Origin of the sequence: Salmonella sp. SAL00672, from assembly GCF_046552175.1 — a bacterium.
In the GTDB taxonomy this organism is placed as follows: domain Bacteria; phylum Pseudomonadota; class Gammaproteobacteria; order Enterobacterales; family Enterobacteriaceae; genus Salmonella; species Salmonella enterica.
This window is the reverse complement of sequence record NZ_JBGDUQ010000002.1, coordinates 681279-701029: the sequence shown is the minus strand read 5'-3', so window position 1 is coordinate 701029 and position 19751 is coordinate 681279. Positions and strand designations below refer to the sequence as shown.

At 41.9% G+C, this 19751-nt stretch carries 24 protein-coding genes; 13 read left to right on the top strand and 11 right to left on the bottom strand.

From position 1 onward, the window contains the following. Positions 1–343: 343 nt before the first annotated feature. Positions 344–532, bottom strand: coding sequence for a hypothetical protein (locus tag ACLJTG_RS09205; RefSeq protein WP_001749760.1), 189 nt, complete (start codon positions 530–532; stop codon positions 344–346). A gap of 137 nt (positions 533–669) precedes the next feature. On the opposite strand from ACLJTG_RS09205, the gene ACLJTG_RS09200 reads away from it, so the two are divergent. Next, entirely contained in the window at positions 670–897 is a 228-nt protein-coding gene (locus tag ACLJTG_RS09200) for a hypothetical protein (protein WP_001749759.1), read from the top strand. Positions 898–916: 19 nt separating this feature from the next. Here ACLJTG_RS09200 and ACLJTG_RS09195 read toward each other — a convergent pair whose 3' ends face one another. From ACLJTG_RS09195 to ACLJTG_RS09160, 8 genes are all read right to left on the bottom strand, one after another. Then, complete coding sequence (locus ACLJTG_RS09195; protein WP_410958947.1) at positions 917–3325, bottom strand: replication endonuclease; 2409 nt, start codon at positions 3323–3325, stop codon at positions 917–919. Further along, complete coding sequence (locus ACLJTG_RS09190; RefSeq protein WP_000104124.1) at positions 3316–4176, bottom strand: DNA adenine methylase; 861 nt, start codon at positions 4174–4176, stop codon at positions 3316–3318. The genes ACLJTG_RS09195 and ACLJTG_RS09190 overlap by 10 nt, the downstream gene beginning before the upstream one ends. Further along, complete coding sequence (locus tag ACLJTG_RS09185) at positions 4173–4400, bottom strand: TraR/DksA family transcriptional regulator (protein WP_000132370.1); 228 nt, start codon at positions 4398–4400, stop codon at positions 4173–4175. The genes ACLJTG_RS09190 and ACLJTG_RS09185 overlap by 4 nt, the downstream gene beginning before the upstream one ends. Then, entirely contained in the window at positions 4400–4633 is a 234-nt protein-coding gene (locus ACLJTG_RS09180; protein WP_001244237.1) for a DUF2732 family protein, read from the bottom strand. Before ACLJTG_RS09180 ends, ACLJTG_RS09185 begins: the two co-directional genes overlap by 1 nt. Positions 4634–4700: 67 nt before the next feature. After that, positions 4701–5042 carry a DUF5347 domain-containing protein gene (locus ACLJTG_RS09175; RefSeq protein ID WP_000963477.1) on the bottom strand — a complete coding sequence of 114 codons (342 nt, stop codon included), beginning with the start codon at positions 5040–5042 and terminating at the stop codon, positions 4701–4703. After that, positions 5006–5206, bottom strand: a complete 201-nt coding sequence (locus tag ACLJTG_RS09170) for a phage filamentation protein Fil family protein (protein ID WP_000956170.1) — start codon at positions 5204–5206, stop codon at positions 5006–5008. The genes ACLJTG_RS09175 and ACLJTG_RS09170 overlap by 37 nt, the downstream gene beginning before the upstream one ends. A gap of 7 nt (positions 5207–5213) precedes the next feature. Beyond that, positions 5214–5723 (bottom strand): phage regulatory CII family protein, encoded by a 510-nt coding sequence (locus ACLJTG_RS09165; protein WP_053444890.1) that lies wholly within the window; start codon positions 5721–5723, stop codon positions 5214–5216. A 32-nt stretch (positions 5724–5755) separates the two neighbouring features. Beyond that, positions 5756–5998 carry a Rha family transcriptional regulator gene (locus ACLJTG_RS09160; RefSeq protein WP_000102102.1) on the bottom strand — a complete coding sequence of 81 codons (243 nt, stop codon included), beginning with the start codon at positions 5996–5998 and terminating at the stop codon, positions 5756–5758. Between the two features lie 119 nt (positions 5999–6117). Between ACLJTG_RS09160 and ACLJTG_RS09155 the strand changes: the two genes are divergently transcribed. The 7 genes from ACLJTG_RS09155 (at position 6118) to ACLJTG_RS09125 (ending at position 12755) form a co-directional block, all read left to right on the top strand. Then, entirely contained in the window at positions 6118–6750 is a 633-nt protein-coding gene (locus tag ACLJTG_RS09155) for a phage repressor protein CI (protein WP_000616879.1), read from the top strand. A gap of 3 nt (positions 6751–6753) precedes the next feature. After that, positions 6754–7779, top strand: a complete 1026-nt coding sequence (locus ACLJTG_RS09150; protein ID WP_001536726.1) for a site-specific integrase — start codon at positions 6754–6756, stop codon at positions 7777–7779. Positions 7780–8106: 327 nt separating this feature from the next. Beyond that, positions 8107–9336: an integrase domain-containing protein gene (locus ACLJTG_RS09145; RefSeq protein ID WP_410958946.1), complete on the top strand. Its 1230-nt coding sequence runs from the start codon at positions 8107–8109 to the stop codon at positions 9334–9336. 206 nt (positions 9337–9542) lie between these two features. After that, positions 9543–9806, top strand: coding sequence for a type II toxin-antitoxin system HigB family toxin (locus tag ACLJTG_RS09140; protein ID WP_023339286.1), 264 nt, complete (start codon positions 9543–9545; stop codon positions 9804–9806). Next, on the top strand, positions 9803–11032 hold the full coding sequence (locus ACLJTG_RS09135; protein WP_410958944.1) for an ImmA/IrrE family metallo-endopeptidase: 1230 nt from the start codon (positions 9803–9805) through the stop codon (positions 11030–11032). Before ACLJTG_RS09140 ends, ACLJTG_RS09135 begins: the two co-directional genes overlap by 4 nt. A 13-nt stretch (positions 11033–11045) precedes the next feature. Beyond that, the gene (locus ACLJTG_RS09130; RefSeq protein WP_071054542.1) at positions 11046–12191 is read left to right on the top strand and encodes a beta family protein; all 1146 of its coding nucleotides are present in this window, start codon (positions 11046–11048) and stop codon (positions 12189–12191) included. A 273-nt stretch (positions 12192–12464) separates the two neighbouring features. Beyond that, on the top strand, positions 12465–12755 hold the full coding sequence (locus ACLJTG_RS09125; RefSeq protein ID WP_023339289.1) for a DUF3223 domain-containing protein: 291 nt from the start codon (positions 12465–12467) through the stop codon (positions 12753–12755). 48 nt (positions 12756–12803) lie between these two features. Here ACLJTG_RS09125 and ACLJTG_RS09120 read toward each other — a convergent pair whose 3' ends face one another. Next, positions 12804–13568, bottom strand: coding sequence for a hypothetical protein (locus ACLJTG_RS09120; protein WP_148661782.1), 765 nt, complete (start codon positions 13566–13568; stop codon positions 12804–12806). 210 nt (positions 13569–13778) lie between these two features. On the opposite strand from ACLJTG_RS09120, the gene ACLJTG_RS09115 reads away from it, so the two are divergent. The 3 genes from ACLJTG_RS09115 to ACLJTG_RS09105 all read left to right on the top strand — a co-directional run bounded on the left by ACLJTG_RS09115 (position 13779) and on the right by ACLJTG_RS09105 (position 16803). Continuing rightward, positions 13779–15275 (top strand): SIR2 family protein, encoded by a 1497-nt coding sequence (locus tag ACLJTG_RS09115; protein WP_023339291.1) that lies wholly within the window; start codon positions 13779–13781, stop codon positions 15273–15275. Between the two features lie 29 nt (positions 15276–15304). Continuing rightward, positions 15305–16531: a hypothetical protein gene (locus ACLJTG_RS09110; protein ID WP_126327581.1), complete on the top strand. Its 1227-nt coding sequence runs from the start codon at positions 15305–15307 to the stop codon at positions 16529–16531. A gap of 98 nt (positions 16532–16629) precedes the next feature. Continuing rightward, a complete protein-coding gene (locus ACLJTG_RS09105) occupies positions 16630–16803 on the top strand; it encodes a hypothetical protein (protein WP_023339293.1) in 174 nt (57 codons plus the stop codon). Between the two features lie 74 nt (positions 16804–16877). Here the strand turns inward: ACLJTG_RS09105 and ACLJTG_RS09100 are convergent, their stop codons facing one another. Next, a complete protein-coding gene (locus tag ACLJTG_RS09100) occupies positions 16878–18242 on the bottom strand; it encodes a hypothetical protein (protein ID WP_410958943.1) in 1365 nt (454 codons plus the stop codon). Between the two features lie 191 nt (positions 18243–18433). Between ACLJTG_RS09100 and ACLJTG_RS09095 the strand changes: the two genes are divergently transcribed. Together ACLJTG_RS09095 and ACLJTG_RS09090 are read left to right on the top strand one after the other, a co-directional pair. Next, the gene (locus ACLJTG_RS09095; protein ID WP_077958395.1) at positions 18434–18874 is read left to right on the top strand and encodes a hypothetical protein; all 441 of its coding nucleotides are present in this window, start codon (positions 18434–18436) and stop codon (positions 18872–18874) included. Continuing rightward, on the top strand, positions 18843–19751 hold a 909-nt coding region (locus tag ACLJTG_RS09090; RefSeq protein ID WP_410958942.1), incomplete at its 3' end, for a relaxase/mobilization nuclease domain-containing protein. The genes ACLJTG_RS09095 and ACLJTG_RS09090, both read left to right, overlap by 32 nt.

The following is a 19751-nucleotide window of genomic DNA, read 5'->3' as shown; positions in this document are numbered from 1 at the left end:
GGTAGTATTTAATAATATAAAAACTTAAAAAGTTTAAGTTACCATCAAAAATGATGGTAACAACAAAAAGATACCACTTTTGTAAAATTTTGTTCAGATTTTCATATCAGCGCGCGCTCGTATCCCCGCCACGCCTGCCCACTTTATGTAGTGGTTTTCATGCACCTGCATGACATAAGCAAAAGCCCGCCAGTTCTGGCGGGCCTTATCAAAAACGATCCTCAAACGATCATGCGATCTCATGCGGCATAGACATGCACTACATAGCTAACGCCTCGCAAAGCTCGTTGTTCAACCTTGCTGACGCCAGAAGCAAGTTCAGACGCCAGCAACGTTCCTATTCCTAACTGGGGAGATCCATTGAGCGGTTGTACTCATGAGTACGGATTTTCGCCATCAACTCATCAGTCAGCTCCGAAACCCACTGGATAGCAAGCCGCTTCTCTTCATCATCGCACTCACTAGCCGCTACAAGCTTCACAAAAAAATCAATGCGCTGGAGCTTCAACGACTCCAAAAAATAGTCCTGCATTTTCCCCTCCAATCAAAAACAACTGTATATAAACACAGTATATAATTACCCATCAAATGTAAATTGTTTTTTTATGTTTCAAACAGATGGCTCAAGTGCGATGCTTTACAAGAGACAACGGAATGAGGAATAAATCGATGCGTAAAGCATGTATTGAACTTATGGCAGGAACTAACGCAGCCTGCCTGGTTGCAGGTGAACTAGGCACTGGCCGCTGTCTTTACTTGGTTGTAGTAATGGAAGACATATTTGGTAAACCTACAACAGAACAATGGCTAAAATCCTTAAGGCTCTGCGAGGCCAAGGCGGCTGAACTGAAGTATGAAGTTGCCCGCATTCGCGGCAAGAGTCTGGCTGGCTTGTAACCCTTCAATCTAAGGCGCCTTAGTACCACTGCCGCCATTTATCATCTTCTTGCAAACGTTGATCCCGATAAAACAGGCGCAACCCTGCTCCAGATGGGATGCTACCACCACGCAAAAGCAGATCCACTTCCGCATTGCTTGCATCAAAGCCTCTGGAACTCAGTTCTGCCTTAAGCTGCAGGCGCCGCTGCTCCGAAATATTCTGTTTGTATACTGTTTTCCGCTTCGGTTTTACCAGTCTCAACCTGGCGGTAAGCTCCCACCGTTCCTTCTGGCCCATGTTGTGGAGATATTCCTGCAGCTCCTTCTCATCCATGGTTTTAATATCGGGTAAATCACCTCCTGATTTGTTCAGATTTTCAACAGGGGGACAGTTATTGCCACGAGTCCAAGGGGCGCAAGCGCCCTGGTCGGCTGCCGCCTCCTGAACGTCAACGGCCTTACGAACCTTTTTCCACTTCATCGCGTGCGTGCAAATCTTGCCCTCTGCAATCGGGGACCAGATGCCATAGATACGGATACCGTGATCGCCGTAGGCGTTCGGTTCGTCGTTAAGCTCATAAGCTGTGCGGACAAGGTGATGTTTGCGGGGAACCAGTACACCGCCCTGTTTCATGATGTAGGTGGCAAAGCAACCTGCATCCGCAGCTGCCAGTACCGCATCCAGACGCGGATTATCCAGTACCGGCGCACCCGCTTTGCGTTCGCCTTGTACTCTCGCCGCCTGACCTGCCAGCAAGCGCAGCTCGCGGTATGCTTGACGCCCCGGAATACCAAAGAAACGAAATTGCTGGACACGGTGCAGCGACGCCCAGGCGCTGACATGCTCGGCGCTGTCACGCAGTGGTCTGCCGGTTTCTTTGCTGATTTCTTTAGCCAGCCCGCGCCCGTCGATGTTCTTACTGATGTATTTGGCGATGTAGCTTGTCGGCGTGCCCTTGCGCGGGTTGATTAGCTCGGACTTGAAGCGCGGCCCGGTATTGGCGCCCAACTCCTCGCGGTCTTCACGGATGGCAAACTTACGCAGCAGCGCGGTGATGGAACGACGGTCTTTTTTGCGCATAAAGCACAGAAGATGCCAGTGCACGGTGCCGTCATGGTGCGGCTCTGCAACGCGGACGCCGTACCAGCGCAGCCCGGTCTTGTGCATGGCCTTGCGGAAAGCGGCGAATGTATCAACCAGATAGTCACTGCTCTGCCGGACCGTGGCACTGGTCCACTTCGGATTAGGCCTGCCGTTGTTGAGAGTTGCGTGGAAGCGTGACGGGCAGGTGATGGTATAAAACACCGCGCAGTCTCCACGCATTTCCGCGATCAGCTCCAGCCCCTTAACACAGGCCATCATTTCATTACGGCGGTGCGCCGGGTTGCTGTTGCTGGCGTTCACCACGTCTTCCATGTCCAGCGTGTCGCCGTCTTCGTTGATCAGCTCATGCGAGCGGAAGAACTCCAGCGATTTGCGGCGCTGCTCGCGTTTGTGGATCACGGCTTCGTAGCTGACATACGGTGAGGCTTTCTTGTTGACCAGGCAGACGGCGCGCAACTGCTCCTCCCGCCACTCGCAGCGCATCTGCCACAATTTGCGACACCACCAGTCCGCGCACAGCATACGGGCCAGCGACGGTGGGATCAGTTCATAAGGCACCGGCTTACGGCGGCGCTTTTTGCGGCGCAACTGCTCAAAGGCTGGCGGGATGACCTCAAGGCGCATGGCTTCTGCAGCAACCCTTTCCCATGCCTGGCGGATTTCTTCTGGTTTAACATCGTCACTGACAAACAGATCACCGCAGGCCGCATCAAGACACATGCTCATATGTGCCGCAACCAGCGTGGATAGGCGTTTGACCTGATCCTGATTCATTTCAGGGAGTACCAGCAGCCCCTCCAGCCCGTCGTGGCTCGCCATGAACCGGAAAGACGCAGACACCTGGCTGTCACGCACGCGCTCCAGCCGCTCAAGACACGGCCTGATTGTTTCGCGCAGGTAGCGGGAATAAGCTTTTGCTCTGCCCAGGCTATGGAAATATTTAATCCGTTCAAGTAGCGGCTTGCTGATATGCGCCGGTTGGGCGCCCACGTCGGCAATAATGACCAGATCGGGATTAAAACGCTGCTGCTCACGCGCCGTTTTGGCATGGCTAATCAGCCGATCCTGCTCTATTTCACGCTGGACAGGATCACGGGATTCATTGAAGAAATAGCGTTCCCAGACCTCATCGCTCAGCGTCTCACGGCGCAACTGCTCCTGCTCGTTATCCGCAGCGTAAAGAGCGATCAGGTTTGAAAGCGCAGACTCCGGCGCAACTTCCGCCGGGTCCAGATACGGGTTAACCGCTTTTTTTGGGGTATTCCATGGAAAGACCACGGCGGCCTCATTCGAACCGCCGGTGGTTGGTGCATTATGTAATGTGAATTTACTCACTGCCACGCCCGCACCTCAGTTTCCACCGAGATATCAGGACCAGACGCCAAATCAACACCAAACCAGCATGCTGATTTTGTGGCGATGATTTCTACTGCAGTTTTACTATCACCGGCAGCCACGCCCATGCTGCGCTTAGCGGTTATACGATGGCGAGTAAAATCACGATAAAGCGAACGGGTCAGAGACGTATCGCTGTTGGACACGATAACCGGATGACCTTCCGATGACCGGCGCTCAAGAATAGACGCCAGACGATACTGATCATCCTCAGTAAAACCGGCAGTGTGATAACCGCTAAATGTACCGTCGTATGGAGGATCGCAGTAAACAACATCACCAGTCTGCAGCATCGCCAATGTTTCGTCATAGCTGGCACAGATAAACGTTGCTCGCTGGGCTTTTTCTGCGAATGCACGTATTTCGTTTTCAGGGAAATACGGTTTTTTATAATTACCGTAAGGGGTATTGAAATGACCGCCTAAGTTATAGCGGCATAATCCACGATAACAATGGCGATTAAGATAAAGAAACATAGCTGCGCGCCATTCTGCGGGCCAGTGGCGATCACAGTTAAATTCCTTACGTATACCGTAATAATCTTCTGCAGTGTTATTCTTATCAAAGAACCCTTTCGCAATAGTAATTAGTAATTCAGACCCGTTTTTAATGACGCTGTAAAGGCTAATCAGGTCAGGATTAATATCCGCGACAAGATAATGAGGATAGTCTGTCGCCATCATCACAGCACAGGAACCCGCGAAAGGTTCAACCAATCGCGGGCCTGCTGGAAGGTGTTTTTTCAGTTCTGCCATGATAGCGGTTTTATTACCCGCCCATTTCAGGATAGTGCTCATACAGCACCCCCTACGTAATGTTTGCCTTTCAGCTCTGCGATTTCCTGACAGGTGACGCAACACTGCACGCCCGGAATAGCGCGGCGGCGAGCTGGCGGGATCGGTGCATCGCAATCAATGCAAAGCACACGGGAAACGCCCGGCGTTCTGTTGCGGGCGGTGTGGATGTGGCGCTGGAGTTCTTCTTCAACGCGCTGTTGTACAAGGTCCATTGAATCAGTCATCAGTGGATCTCCTGCGCTTCTTTCTGAATGTTTTCAGCCGCAATACGCAGCAGCTCCGCCGCTTCAACGTGGTTAAGCTGGCGTGACGTGATATGGCAAGCCAGGCTATCAAGACGAGCTGCCATTGCCGCGGCACGTGCCCGGCGTTCTTCCATGCGTGCATCAGTCAGCATCTGGTTAAGGCCAGCATCATCTGGTCCTGTTTTGGTGATTCGGGTTTCAATATTTCGCATTGTTGTTTCTCCTGAATTTGGGCAATAAGAAGCCCGGCGGGTTTACGCCATTAATTTCTGTTGTGGATTAATTCGGCATGGTTAGCCGTTTCGGAAATAAGCTCACCACTGCACGAAAATGATTCATTGCTTTAACCAATTCCCGCTTTTCGTCAGTAGTCAGATCACTAATATTGACGCCGTGACGTTCTGCCGGAATTTTTGCCATATAAAAAATGGCTGCCAGTGCCCGCTCATTCTGTTTATTATTTACGTCGCGTGGATCGCGCATATCTTTAATAAACCTTTCAAGCTCCGGCTCAATATTCAGACCAAACACTTTAGCCCTCAATTCCGCAATATGGTTTAGTCCGTCCAGGCGTTCACCGGGGCTTAATGGAACAGTCGCCGTAGCGCCTTCAATAGCCATGATTTCCCCTGTTTGGTTGTGGACAGGTCAGCCAGCAGTTCATCCTGAGAGCGACACGGGTGCCAGCGTTTGCCATCCTTGCCCATAATCCAGCCATGACCGCAGTGCATTGCAGGACTTTGCTTAACGAGAAGTGATGCAAAAGATGGTTCTTTAGTCAGCATAACCACCTCAGATCAGACCGAACGAAGCGCCGAGGCCCGTCACGGTATCTACTGCGCTTGCCATCGCCGGATTCGCCTGCAAACGCGCATGTAATGAAACTGCGGTGAGTGCCATCAGGCGCGTGACAGAGTTGATGCTGTTGATAACATCGCGGCGGCCCGCACTGGTTTTTACATCACCGGATACTGCGCCTGCAGCTACTCGCCCAATTTCCGCAGTTGCACTCATGACGTAATGCGGCAGGTTCTCTTTTGCCACTTCATTCAATGGCACGCACGGCAGGCAATGGATTTGAGCCAGAAAACCGTCAACCAGCGTTGAGTCTTCTGTGATATCAGTCAGCAGCCAGATCTCCGGCGGCGTAAGTTGATGCGGTTGCTCCGGGTTCAGCTTATTGCGCAGCGTCTGGACATTCATTCCTGCGCGTTCTGCCAGCTTCGCCATATTGTGACGCAGCGCGAAAACCCGGCAGGCTTCGTCAAAGTGTGGATGTTTGGAAATCTTATAATCAAACATGCAAGCCCCTTAGAAAGTTCTCATAATCGAACTTACTGACCAACAATGACGCGGAAGTTGGAATGACCAAGAGACTCACGAACCTGGTCGGTTTTGTACATCAGGTACCGCAGGCTTACACGTCCTTTATTTTTTTCTTTCTTCACCATGTACTTAGCAAGCTTACCATGGTGAATTTTTTGATACACGGAACCACGGGAGATACCTTCCCACTCCGCGAACTCAGCAGGCGTTGCCATCTCTTTTGGTACACGAATTGAAATATCAGTGCTCATAGTGCAATATCTCTCGGTTAAGGTTTGGTTTACGTCGTTTTATCTTGTTTTATTTGATTCAATAATTGATACATCGAGATACTACGATCCAATTTTTGATACGTCAATAGGATTGAAAAATGATACAGGTGAAAGCTGGCGAGAATACCGGGGGAAGAGAGGCTATACATAGGTTAATGGCTGCCTACGATTTTAAGTCCAGACAACAACTGTGTGATCACCTGGGTGCATCCAAAAGCACCATGGCAAACAGATACTTAAGAGATAGTTTTCCGGCGGAATGGGTGATTCAGTGTGCTTTAGAAACGGGAGTTTCGTTACTGTGGCTCACTACCGGACAGGGAGAGCCTGGTTCAAATATTGACTATAAAAAAGATATCAATTTCGTGAACTCCGCCAAAGTTAAACCTCTTTCAGAACTTGTTTCCCCTGAAATTGACAAGGCAACTCTCAACGGTGGTTTATTGGTTGAGGCAGGAAAAGCAATCATTGATACCAGCCTGCTTCCCTCAGACTCAGGCGACCTATTGTTAGTTAATACTGCTGGAGATTCTTATTTAGTAGACCGCAGCCAGACTCCACCAGTTAATGGCATATGGTTGGTAGATATCGACGGAATAAAAAGCATCGTTAAGTTAACACGTCTACCAGGAAACAGATTAGTGGTGCATCAAGACGAATCATCCTTTGAGTGCAGCCTAGACGACATTGAGGTAGTGGGCCGCGCTTTAAAAATAATCAAGAGCCTCTAACTTATGAGCATCAGAAAACAGCCTAACGGAAAATGGTTGTGTGAATGCTACCCGAACGGACGGGATGGCAAGCGTGTACGCAAGCAATTTGCGACTAAAGGCGAGGCCATAGCATTCGAAAACCACACCATGGATGAGGTGAACAAAAAACCGTGGCTGGGGGAGAAGGAAGATCGGCGGCATTTGTCAGAAGTGATTGATCAGTGGCATTCACTTTATGGGCAGACGCTGGCAGACCCCAAACGCCTGATGGCAAAACTCAGCATTATTTGTAATGGCTTGGGCGATCCCATTGCCTCAGAGTTAACCGCAGGCGATTTTACGAAATACAGGGAAGCACGGTTAAAAGGTGAAGTAAAAAATGAAGATGGCGTGCTTATGTCGCCAGTTAAGCCCCGTACGGTAAACCTTGAACAACGTAACCTATCATCTGTTTTTGGCACACTGAAAAAGCTGGGCCACTGGTCAGCACCCAACCCGCTCGCTGGGCTGCCAACATTCAAAATCGCAGAGGGCGAACTGGCGTTCCTGGCACCGGAAGAAATTAAACGTCTACTGGATGCCTGTGCTGATTCTCAGAGTCCCAGTTTGCTGATGATTGCAAAAGTATGCCTGGCAACTGGCGCCCGATGGAGTGAAGCTGAAAACCTGCAGGGCCATCAGCTATCAAAATACCGCATCACTTATACCAAGACGAAGGGCAAGAAAAACCGTACCGTGCCAATATCTCAGGATCTGTATGACGAACTCCCCAAAAACAGAGGGAAGCTATTCACGCCATGCAGAAAAGCTTTTGAGCGTGCAGTAAAAAGAGCTGGTATTGAGCTACCAGAAGGCCAATGCACCCACGTGCTGCGCCATACCTTCGCCAGCCACTTTATGATGAACGGCGGAAACATACTGGTACTGCGCGATATTCTGGGCCACGCAGATATAAAAATGACGATGGTTTACGCTCACTTTGCCCCTGACCACCTCGAAGACGCAGTGACAAAAAACCCGCTTCACAACCTCAATTGGAAACGCTAATTTATGGCGGCATTTTGGCGGCAGGGCATTAAAAACGCGTAAAACTGACGAATACTGAATAACACTAACCAACTGTTTTTAAACGCAATTCACTGTTTTTACTATACTAAAAATGGTATGTAGGAATTTCGGACGCGGGTTCAACTCCCGCCAGCTCCACCAAATAATGATGTACTGAAGTTCAGTAAAGTCTACTAAGCCCGCATGGAACCAGCCTTGCGGGCTTTTTTACGTCTATTGTAGTCTAGTGAGAATTGCTGAGAACTATCACTTATGGCACCCTGAATGGGACCCTCAACGAAGGGTCCAAAAATCGAGGGTCCCAAAATGGCAAAAATCGCTAAGAAGCTCACTGACACTGAAATCAAAAGCACGAAGCCAGCCGATAAAGAAATCAACTTGTTTGACGGTGATGGTTTGATCCTGCGAATCGCTCCTCTCACAAAAGGAGGGAAGAAGAATTGGTATTTCAGATATGCGGTCCCAGTGAGTAAGAAAAGAACCAAAATGAGCCTTGGGACCTATCCTCACCTTACACTGGCAAGAGCCAGAGCCTTACGAGATGAATACCTTTCCTTGCTTGCCAATGGCATTGATCCTCAAATCCATAACAACGATAAAGCTAATGCCTTAAAGAATGCTACTGAACACACTCTCCAAGCCGTGGCAAGGAAATGGTTAGATGAGAAGGTAAAGACATCAGGTATCTCACAAGACCATGCAGAAGATATCTGGCGAAGCCTGGAGAGAAATATCTTTCCCGGCTTGGGTAATGTTCCTATCAATGAGATCCGACCTAAACTCTTAAAGCAACATCTTGACCCTATTGAGCAACGAGGAGTCCTCGAAACTTTACGGCGAATCATTTCCCGATTAAATGAAATTTTCCGTTATGCAGCAACTGAGGAACTTATCGAATTCAATCCGGCTGACAACCTTGGGCAACGGTTCAGTAAGCCTAAAAAGCAGAATATGCCTGCATTACCCCCTTCCGAGTTACCCCGCTTCCTATTGGTGTTAAACAATGCCTCTGTTCGTTTGGAGACACGATTGCTGATTGAATGGCAGTTACTGACCTGGGTTCGTCCTGGTGAAGCTGTTCGCACAAGATGGGCTGATATAGATATCGATAACTCAATGTGGAACATCCCGGCTGAGTTTATGAAAATGAAGAAGCCTCACAAAGTTCCACTAAGCAAAGAAGCTTTGAGAGTCCTGGAGTCAATGAAAGCGATAAGTGGGCATCGTGAATGGGTGTTTCCAAGCATAAAGGCTCCTCTTAACCATATGCATGAACAAACAGCTAATGCGGCCATAATCCGTATGGGCTTCGGAGGTGAGCTTGTAGCCCACGGTATGCGATCCGTCGCTAGAACGGCTGCTGAGGAGTCTGGACAGTTTAGGACTGATGTCTTAGAAGCCGCCCTTGCCCACTCGAAGAAAGATGAAATAATTGCCGCATATAATCGCGCAGATTATCTCGCAGAACGAGTGGTTCTCATGCAGTGGTGGAGTGACTATGTTCAGGCTCAAAAGCTAAAAGTGATTGCGGCCTAAGCCGCCCCACTATAAGCATCCCGTCATGCCGATATACATTTGATCTAAATCATATTTTTATTCTTATTAAAGAGCTTTCCATTGATTCTTAGAGTTATGTAGCCATAAAGAGATGAGAACTGGAGGCGACAAGTTCCACTTATGGGAACATTGTATTGACATTCAGAATCACCACACTTATTCTGGTTCCCAAATGGAGAACATCAATGCGACTAATCGGCAAGCAAAGGCTTCAAGTGCTATGTGGTACTAACCCTGAAACGGATGTTTGGCTTTCCGCTTGGGTTGCAGAGCTCACTAACGCTTACTGGAAAGATGCTAAGGGAGTTTTAGATGCTTTCCCCAGAGCACAGCAGATTGATAATTTGTGCTATGTGTTCTTTGTTCGAGGCATTAAATCGCAGGGCATAAAAGTAACATTTCAGTTTGAAAGGAGCATTGCGGTGATTAACCAGGTGGTATCTAAATGAGTAAACTTACTGAAGTTCGGGTTATTCGAACTGAAGAACAATATCATGCGGCCCTTACAGAAGTTGAGAGATTACTCAGATTGGATCTTCCTGCAGGATCTGAAGAATCAGAACGTCTTGATTTACTTACGGTTGTTATTGAAAATTATGAAAATGCTAACTATCCAGTAACACCGGTAGATCCAATCGAGGCAATCAAATTCCGAATGGACGAACAGGGCTTACGCCAAGCGGATCTGACCCCATATTTTGGAACAAAAAGTCGTGTATCAGAGGTGTTATCGGGAAAACGTCCTTTAACCGTTGCTATGATCAAAGCCCTATCAATAGGTTTGGGTATGTCTCCTCAAACGTTATTGGGCTTAGAAACAGAAACTGGATATGCAAATCGTTCTCCAGTTGAGGAGGTTAATTGGTCAAAATTTCCTATAAAAGAAATGCTTTCTAAAGGTTGGATTGAAAACATTGTCTCGCAAACAAAAACGACAACAGAAGAAAAAGTCAAAAATTTCATTGAGGGTTTGGGGGCGAATTTTTCTACAGCAGCCTTCAAGCGAACACTTAACGGAGAGTCTTACTCACCTACAACTGTTTATAAATTACATGCATGGATTGCAAGAGTAGTCCAGAAAGCCAGGGAAAAAAAACTCGCAACTAAATTTAAGCAAGATTGCATAACTAAAGATTTTTTAAAAGAGGTCGCACATTTAAGTTGGTCCGAATATGGGCCTCTATTAGCGGTGGAGTTCTTAGAAAAAAATGGGATTTGTGTGATCATTGAACCTTGTCTTACTGGGACTGCTGTTGATGGGGCTGCTCTGAGGGATATTGACGGTAGACCAATTATTGCACTCACTTTAAGACAAGATCGTTTGGATAATTTCTGGTTTACACTTTTACATGAGTTAGTCCATATCTGGAAACATGCAGATTCTACTAACACATTTATAGATGACATTGAAACACTCAAGAATAGTACAGACAAAATGGAAGCAGAGGCTAATCGAATAGCCAGAGATACTCTCATTCCTCGCGTCATTTGGAAACGGAGTTCAGCTTACTTAAATCCCAGCACAATCACGATAGATGAGCTTTCAAGAGAATTAAGAATTCATCCTGCAATAATAGCAGGAAGAATTAGAAGAGAAACCGGAAAATACAATCAATTTTCTGATTTAGTTGGTCAAGGTGAAGTAAGAAAGCATTTCCCTAATCATATTTGGTAGATGAGGTGTCTATATGTACCCTAAATATATGCCGATTTTAAAAGCTAAGAAAGGTGAGTTAGATGCCATTAAGTCTATGCTTCCTTATCCCCACGTTATGAGGGACATGCTTCCGATTTTTGAAATCCCATATCTGTCGAAAAAGCAGAGGACAAATAAAAAATACTCTAACATAGGTAATCCAGTTGAGTTTTTTCTAAACAATACAATTAAAACATTGTCCGAAAGGATGCAAAATCTCCCCATGGGGATTGATATAAGCAGATGGCCTCCAAACTCTTCTCTTGAAACAGGAGAGCATATTTTGAGTCATCTCACCAGTGCCTTAAGAAATGCTGGGTGCAATATCATTCCTGTCGTCGGTTATGATCGATGGGAAGATGATGAGTATGCAACTACTTTGCAACAATTAGGTACAAGCTATACTGACTTTGTAATTCGGTTAAACTCTTTTGCATTTGAAGATATGATCGAAGAGGAACCGTTTATTGAAACAATAGAAGGCATTTTAACCTCGTTGGGTGCAATGCCAGAAAATTGCTCGGTAATGATAGATTTAGAAGATATAACCAAAACATCCATAGTTGACCTAAATGAAACAGTACAGAGAGCACTGGATTCATTATACAAGTATAATTTTAAATTTATTTCAATTGCAGGAAGCTCAATAACAAGTGATATTAATGGAATGGTTCCTACCCACAATTCAGAAGGTATAGTTATCCGTAAAGAAGCTAAGGTATGGAAAGCATTCAAAAAATTCCAACCCGATTTAAATTTAGTATTTGGAGATTATGGTATCGTTAATCCCTCTATCGGAGATGACATCATTGCACCTGATGCTAATGGTAAGATTAGATATACTATAGATGATAGCCTTTTCGTTGTAAGAGGCTATTCTCGTGCTACCGGTAAAAAGGGAGCACAAATGCAAGATTTGTGTAAGATACTGGTTTCATCCTCCCATTATAAAGGTGAGAAATTTAGCTGGGGTGATAAAAAGATTTATGAATGTGCCAATGAAGAATTTGTTGGTAATACTACGAATTGGGTATCAATAGATACTACACATCATGTAACTCATATAGTTGCAGAAGTTAGAGAATTCGAATTGATTCTTCAACATCAAAGAGACTATCAAAAGCAAAAACAGAAATAACCACAAAGCAAATTTCCATTCATAATTAATTCACTGAAGTAATTTTAGCAGTCAAAACTTCAGTGAATTAATTTATGATTATAGAATTTTTTAGCAATTCCATACTGTTCTGTTAAGGATAAGTTTTTATTATTTACAATAATAGAACTGAAGAACATTTTCAACCTTCAAAAATCTGAGTTCAGAAAGCATTATCAATTAAATATGTTATAATTTAATATCTCATGCCTAATTAGGTAAGAGAATTGGTGTTATATAACAATAGGAAAAAATATGCCATATACTATCAATAATACTATTTATGCTACTAAGAAAGATATAATCAGTCAGGCACAAAGCATTTTAAACAAAACCAAAGACCATCAAGAAGTGAGCATTAGTGATTATAATTTTTTGATCGAATTATTTAAAAACCACGATGAGTGGGAAGAAAAAAGTAAGAATGAATGTATAGGAATCACAGCAGGTAGATCACTACACGGCACCAGATGTTTTTATTTGAAAACAAAAACTGGATTAGAGGACATTTCTTTTCATTACGCTATTAAATGCCTCAAAAAATAACCAATGTGTACTTGTTTGTCAAGTCACTCGACGTCCATCAAAAGCTAATCATTTTATATATTTCTTTGCATTATTAGCAATGCGAATGTCTTTCGTTGAGTTCCTAAGATGAATTTCCACCTCTTCTTTTGAAGAAAGATGTTCTGGCATAATCATTATGTCATTAAACTGCAAATTTAGTTGTGGCATACAAAAGAAGAAATGAAATAAAAACTCAGGAATTAAAAAAATATAATGGTAACAATTATCAGAATCAATTTTGAATGGAGTTGTGGCAATGGCAAAAAAATCACTGTCGTTAACATGAATGATTAATGGCACAGAATAATCAGATTCGCGTAGAAGATATTTTCTAATCTTAATTAACTCTTTTCTTACTATGCGAGGCACTCTCTCGCACACTATATTTCTAAATAAATTCAACATAGCAAAATATTTAATTGCAGAGACTTTTTCATCTGTAAAATAAAGAATGTCTTGATCATTTAATTTGCTACAGAGTTCTTTTTGGTATGCTAATATTTTTTTCTGCCTCACATCTGTTCTTTGCAGTTCACGAATAATTTTCGCCATCGCAGTTTCTTTTTCAGAAAATAACTCTTCACATGCAGAACAAAGGAGAATTTGTTTTTCTTGACGTGTTGATTTCTGTAGAAGACCTAAACGGCTATCAACAATCATTGGAGAACAATCGTTTATTTTCTCATATGGCTGACATTCGCGAATAATTTTATAAACAAACTTAGAAATCAAATGGCTCTGGACAAGTTCTTTATTTTTACGGCAAAGTGGACATTTGTTAATTTTCAGCATTAATTACACCAAACGTATAATGAAAAATCTAATACATGTTAGTATGCACATGTACTACGGACAAAGCGCGAACAGACAACTTTCTGGCTTAAAGAGTTATCACTATATGCTAGACAACTGGCATAAAGAATAATAATGTATGTTAGATATACTTTAATACGTCAACAGTAACACATTAAAGCACATAAAATCAACAAGTTATGGTGAGATATGGAAATTAATGAATTCATAGCAAAGTATCGAAATCATCCAGTGCTCTTCATCGGAACTGGGTTTAGCTTGCGATATCTCTCTAATTCCTATGATTGGAATGGCTTACTCTCACATATTTGTTTCGAACTCACTGGTGATAAAGAAACATATCTTGATATTAAATCAAAATGTCAAATCAATGGTGAATATAAATATGATAAAATCGCCAGTGATATAGAAAGAAAATTCAATGAAACTTTGTCTAACGATAGAAATGGAAAATTTAAAGAAATAAATGATATTTTCTATAAAGAGATGGATAAAGGAATTAATTTAAGTAGATTTAAAATATATATTACTCAGCTATTATCAACTGTAGAATTAAAAGAAGAAAAAAGCGAAGAGATAGCTGAACTCATCAAGATGAGAAAAAATATCGGATCAATCATCACAACGAACTATGATTTATTGATTGAGCAACTCTTTGAATTTGAACCACTAATAGGCAATAGCATACTTTTAAGTAATCCTTATGGTTCTGTCTATAAAATACATGGTTGTGTGTCAGCCCCTTACGAACTAACGATTACAGAACAAGATTATGACTATTTCGATAACAAATATGAACTAATTAGAGCACAATTACTCTCACTATTTATTCATAATCCTGTTATCTTTATTGGATACAGCATTAGTGACAGAAATATACAGCAAATTCTAAAGACTATTTTTTCCTATGTACCTACTAACTCAGATATAGCCAATAAAATTAGAAGTAATTTTTTACTTGTGGAATATGAAAAAGATTCACGATCTACTGCCATATCTGAACACGATATATACATAGGGAATGCTACCACTATAAGAATAAATAAAATCAAGACCGACGATTACGCCTCTATATATAAAAGTTTATCAGACTTAATATTACCAGTTTCAGCAATGGATATTAGAAAAGTTCAAAAGGTCTGGAATGAAATAAAAAGCGGTGGTGAAATTGAAGTAAAAATCACAGAAGATTTAGACCAGTTAAAAAATGGACAAATGGTATTAGCCGTAGGTTCTCATAAACGAGTCAAGTATGAGTTCCAAACCAAGCCTGAAATGATGCAAGATTATTTCAAGATCGTAGAAGAAGCAAATAAACAATTAATTATATTGCTAAATAAACAGAAAATACAAAGTTCCCAATTCTTTCCTATCTTCGCATTCAGTGAAATTTGCCCTGAATTAGACAATATTGAATTATACAAAGATCAACAAAGAAGAAAGCTTGCAGATCATTTTGAAAGAACCTCTGCTAATAATTGCAACAATACTCACAGTACCATTTCAGAAATAATTGAAGACAAGACATTATCTTTTTCAAAAAAAGATGATTGCATATTCAATAGTTATTATCAAAACAAAATAAAAACTGAAGATGTAAAGGCTTTCTTAGTGAATTTTGAGGATAAAAATAGCACTTCATACCGAAGACTATTATGCTTATATGATTTCAAACACTCTCTATAAAAAACTCACTATAGATATAAGAGGTTATCGTGGAATTAGCAAAGAAGAAATCCTTTTTCCAAAAAATCAGAAGCAGATCTTACAGATACCAATTAATAAGATCTCTACCATCAATTTTAAAGCCAATATATATTACAACATTCTTTATGATTAAAATAATTTCAAACCCAACAAGCTCTTTTTTAATTATATTCTTACAGTTAATTGCAGGTGCTTTGCTTGGAGCTGATATCAGTATTGCATTGTCAGGTAAGATAAACACTTTAGCACATTTTGATTTTAACACTTTGACAAAAGTATGGTCGATGTTATCTTTAACGACAAAAAATATTGTTTTAATAACAATCGGCATTTCATTTATGAAATCCATTGCAGACTTCATAGCACAAAGCATTGAAAAAAAGAATCAAGAAAAAATCAATGAGGATAATAAAAGAAAACCAGATACGTTTATAATAAGTTACTACCAATCGAAATTTTTATCAAAGATAGATATCTTAAACAGCAATTTAAACGGTGACATTGATAAAGAAAAAATATCTGACACGCTTAAAGAGGTAATTTTCCTTATTAGAAACTTTGCAGCAGTATGGGACGTAAAGCCTATAGAAAGCTATAACTGCAATATAATGTTTTATCTTTCCAAATCTGAAAGGACTGATACTATCATTATTAATGAATGGGAGCGTAACAAACATTTTTTCAATGCAACAAACGCTAAAAGTGCCTCAGAAGAAGTATCCGGTATCTTGCTCGTAGCCGCCTCATCAGATAAACATGACGGTAAATTACTCTATAACATAGATGACCAATATACAGGTTTTCTTCTGCCAGTTTCATTAGATGAGTCTTTGAACCCACAAGTCATACCTGGGGCACCTCAAGCATTTAAGGATGGGCAGTTTCAATATAGTAGCAATGTTCTCAATGAATTCTCAGATTGGATATATCAAAATCAGCATCGATATATAAAACCTGCACAAGCAGAAGGAATCTTTGATTATTATTTAAAAGACAAGACTGGTCGTAGTCTACTTAGCTTACCGTGTGGAGAGAAAATAAGCATAGTTGAAGATGGAAACGAAACAGTATCTGGTTATAAAGTTGTAGCCGTTTTAAATATATATAGTTCAGATTATAATATGCTCAGAAATAACCCTCATTTATTTTATGAATTCTGTAGACCACTTTTGAGTATCGTTGCAAGTTGCTATTGGCTGTTGTTAAAAATAGAGGAACTTGAATCAAAAATTTAAGACAGCATTATGCGAGCAATAATCGCTGGTTGGTTATTGACTCCCAAGCAATTTAGGTGTATTATTTATGTGCAAATAGTTCTAATGGGAGGTGTAGGGTGAAAGATGACTTTGCGATTGAAAAAAAAATAGAAGTATTTAAAGATAAAGACGGTCGTTTGAAGTTTGTTGTTCGTTCAAATCAAGTAGCAACTCTGGACAAAGAGCAGCGAATATCTCATCCGACAGTAAATACAGATGCATTAGCTAATCTATTGTTAAGCAAGGGCTAACCTATAGAAGCTCCGCTTCCATAGGTAGCCTTGCTTTTCACCCTTTGGTTTGAAAAGGAAAGGTCATTCGACGATCATTGTTCAAATTTATAATCGTTAAGCTTCCACATTTTTATGATCTGCCCGACACCACATAGAATATTATCCTTCCCCTTGAGATATACGTTTGAATGACAATTATCGTTTACTACCTCTGGTGAGTACTTTTCGCAAGTACCAATGAGATTACATCGAAAATTACCTTTTACAGTAAAGTCAACAAACTCACTTAGCATGGGTATAAATAGATAATAACGGTCATGGTTATTATCAGATATAGCATGGCCGATATAACCTGAATTATTAAAAATTGGTGGGATACCAATGAGTCTCATTTTTTCAATAATATTTGTCACTGCCTCTTCTGGCGTTAGATAGAGAAGCTTCGAAATCATAAATAAGTCTTTTCCTCTATGCTCTTTAACCACATTATTTAAATGTGAAATAATATCAGAAACCCCTTTATAATCATTAAGGTTTGAGAATAACACTTTATATTCTTCTAATGTTTCATCAGCATACTTGTTTAATAATTCGATTGGACTATAACTTACATCGCCACCTTCTTCCTTGACAATATAATCTGCCTTAAAACACTGCGTCATTATATCGGGATTCAAAAGATTGTAATCAATCTTTTGTTTTTTAAGCCCTATCAGTAAATTATAGTATGTTTCACCTGGGCTTCGACTTTGTAGAGCAAATTCACATAATGAAGCGATGATTCTATCATCAACATCACACTCTAAAATGAATCTGGCAACATCTCTTGCGACGTAATATGGTATCTGTGGTAGATCAACATTTTTTTCTGCAACATGTTTTTCTATCGCATATGCCATAAATTCATAAATGCAAACCGCACCAAGCATAACATCAATTTTATTAGGATTGTCTTTCCTCTGACCAGTTGGGTCAAAAAGATATGTAACTCTAATGTTTTTTGATAATGTTGCCCCCGCAGGTAGCTCCATTATATCTTCATCAAAATCAGGGTGCTTGCTAAAGCATTCAGCTTTCACGTCTTGTACAACATAAAATCCGGGGGATTGATTTATTTTTTTAATGTGATTCTCTTCACCGTTACTTCCTTCGAGCATAGTATTAAGAGACATAGCACTTTCAATTAACTCCCCATCTTTCCCGGAAGGATTAAAAAAAGGAAATCGCCTAACAACCCCATCATCTTTTTGATATATGCCATTAACTAAATGTTGTGTAATAATCGCCAGATTACTAATACGATACCAACCATATACAGTCGAAATACTTTGCAAGAAATGTGTATACTCATGGACAAGAGTTTGATTCTCCTCCGGAGTAAATGTTTTTATAGAGTTATCTGTATTGATTGTTAGATGGAATCCATCCATTTTATAACTACCAAAATCCTTAAACATAGAACTACTCATTACTCCTCCCAGAAACAAATCAAATATATTTGCATTGTGATTTTTCCCTAAGCCAGAAAAAAAAGAACTTACCGAATAAAAATGATTTCAAAAATATAGAATTCTTCATCTCAAACTATTGACAATTACTATCCATCTTATATAAAAGCATATACCTATCAATATGAAAAGGACTTTATATGGATAAACAAACAACAATGTCTTGCATTGCTAATAACATCACACCTTTATCAAATGAATCTTCAAATTTTACCAGCCTAATTCCACAAACACTTAGAACTCATTGTGTAAGTGTTCGGCTTAATGACACAGAACTTCAACTGCTCAACGCTAAACGCGGTCCTACGTCTAAAGGCCAATGGTTAAGAATAGCTTCACTTCAGAAACTCCCCACTATCGTGCCTACTGTAAACATCGATACATGGAAGACTCTGGGTGAGATCAATCAGAAGCTAAACCGTATTGCTCTCCATATCGACAGTAAGAGTAAAGATAGCCAGCTTACTCATACAGAACTTTTCGCTGTGAAGCGACAACTGCAAGAGCTTCGCCAGCACCTGCTAAATGCTGACATATGGAGCAAACCCTATGAAGAGTATGCAGAAGATAAAAAGGGGTAAGAGCTTCGCTGGTGTTGTTCGTTATGCATTGCAACCGGGAGCACATCATAAAAGCGATCCAGTCGTAATCGGGGGCAATATGCTGGGTGGCTCCGCTCTTGAACTCATTGCTGAATTCGATAGCAGTAAGAATCTTCGGCCAGATGTCCAGAAACCGGTATGGCACAACTCGCTTCGCTTACCTGATAGTGAATCATTATCGGTTGACCAATGGGTAACCATAGCTGACGACTATATGAATAGGATGGGGTTCAGTGATACTCATCTCCGTTGCTATGTGCTTCATGACGATCCGGCTGGTCAGCACATACACATTATCGCAAGTCGCATAGACCTCAATGGAGGTAAGCTCTACTTGGGTAGGAATGAAAACCTTATCAGCACACGGATCATTAGTGAACTCGAAATCGCTCACGGTCTGACAGTGACCAAGCCAGCCCCTTCCATTACACCAAAGCAACAGAAGCGAAGAAAAGTTTCCCGTAATGAACAGATGCTTTCAGAACGAACCGGGGAGCCTTCACCAAAAGAAGCTTTACAGCAGATTATTGATAAAAGTTTATCTGATAAGCCGGACCTTTTGACTTTCACAAAACGTCTGGAAGAAGCTGAAGTATCCTGGAAGGCCAATATTGCCTCTACCGGTAAAATGAACGGCTTCTCTTTCGAATACACAGGCATAGCTTTCAAAGCTTCGCAATTGGGCAAGAGCTACTCCTGGGCAAATCTCAGTAATCGGCTTAACTACAACCCCGACCACTTAGAAGCTTTACGAACCAACACACCGGCAAAAGACCACCCTGCTCCTGCTCCTGCTCCTGCTCCTGCTCCTGCTCCTGCTCCTGCTCCTGCTCCTGCTCCTGCTCCTGCTCCTGCT

Coding starts and splice junctions, on each gene's coding strand:
- ACLJTG_RS09140 (WP_023339286.1), top strand. CDS start 9,543: ATGCGACTAATCGGCAAGCAAAGGCTTCAAGTGCTATGTGGTACTAAC.
- ACLJTG_RS09145 (WP_410958946.1), top strand. CDS start 8,107: ATGGCAAAAATCGCTAAGAAGCTCACTGACACTGAAATCAAAAGCACG.
- ACLJTG_RS09135 (WP_410958944.1), top strand. CDS start 9,803: ATGAGTAAACTTACTGAAGTTCGGGTTATTCGAACTGAAGAACAATAT.
- ACLJTG_RS09095 (WP_077958395.1), top strand. CDS start 18,434: ATGGATAAACAAACAACAATGTCTTGCATTGCTAATAACATCACACCT.
- ACLJTG_RS09205 (WP_001749760.1), bottom strand. CDS start 532: ATGCAGGACTATTTTTTGGAGTCGTTGAAGCTCCAGCGCATTGATTTT.
- ACLJTG_RS09160 (WP_000102102.1), bottom strand. CDS start 5,998: ATGAGCACTGATATTTCAATTCGTGTACCAAAAGAGATGGCAACGCCT.
- ACLJTG_RS09185 (WP_000132370.1), bottom strand. CDS start 4,400: ATGACTGATTCAATGGACCTTGTACAACAGCGCGTTGAAGAAGAACTC.
- ACLJTG_RS09155 (WP_000616879.1), top strand. CDS start 6,118: ATGATACAGGTGAAAGCTGGCGAGAATACCGGGGGAAGAGAGGCTATA.
- ACLJTG_RS09150 (WP_001536726.1), top strand. CDS start 6,754: ATGAGCATCAGAAAACAGCCTAACGGAAAATGGTTGTGTGAATGCTAC.
- ACLJTG_RS09180 (WP_001244237.1), bottom strand. CDS start 4,633: ATGCGAAATATTGAAACCCGAATCACCAAAACAGGACCAGATGATGCT.
- ACLJTG_RS09115 (WP_023339291.1), top strand. CDS start 13,779: ATGGAAATTAATGAATTCATAGCAAAGTATCGAAATCATCCAGTGCTC.
- ACLJTG_RS09165 (WP_053444890.1), bottom strand. CDS start 5,723: ATGTTTGATTATAAGATTTCCAAACATCCACACTTTGACGAAGCCTGC.
- ACLJTG_RS09175 (WP_000963477.1), bottom strand. CDS start 5,042: ATGGCTATTGAAGGCGCTACGGCGACTGTTCCATTAAGCCCCGGTGAA.
- ACLJTG_RS09120 (WP_148661782.1), bottom strand. CDS start 13,568: ATGCTGAAAATTAACAAATGTCCACTTTGCCGTAAAAATAAAGAACTT.
- ACLJTG_RS09130 (WP_071054542.1), top strand. CDS start 11,046: ATGTACCCTAAATATATGCCGATTTTAAAAGCTAAGAAAGGTGAGTTA.
- ACLJTG_RS09200 (WP_001749759.1), top strand. CDS start 670: ATGCGTAAAGCATGTATTGAACTTATGGCAGGAACTAACGCAGCCTGC.
- ACLJTG_RS09125 (WP_023339289.1), top strand. CDS start 12,465: ATGCCATATACTATCAATAATACTATTTATGCTACTAAGAAAGATATA.
- ACLJTG_RS09170 (WP_000956170.1), bottom strand. CDS start 5,206: ATGCTGACTAAAGAACCATCTTTTGCATCACTTCTCGTTAAGCAAAGT.
- ACLJTG_RS09190 (WP_000104124.1), bottom strand. CDS start 4,176: ATGAGCACTATCCTGAAATGGGCGGGTAATAAAACCGCTATCATGGCA.
- ACLJTG_RS09100 (WP_410958943.1), bottom strand. CDS start 18,242: ATGTTTAAGGATTTTGGTAGTTATAAAATGGATGGATTCCATCTAACA.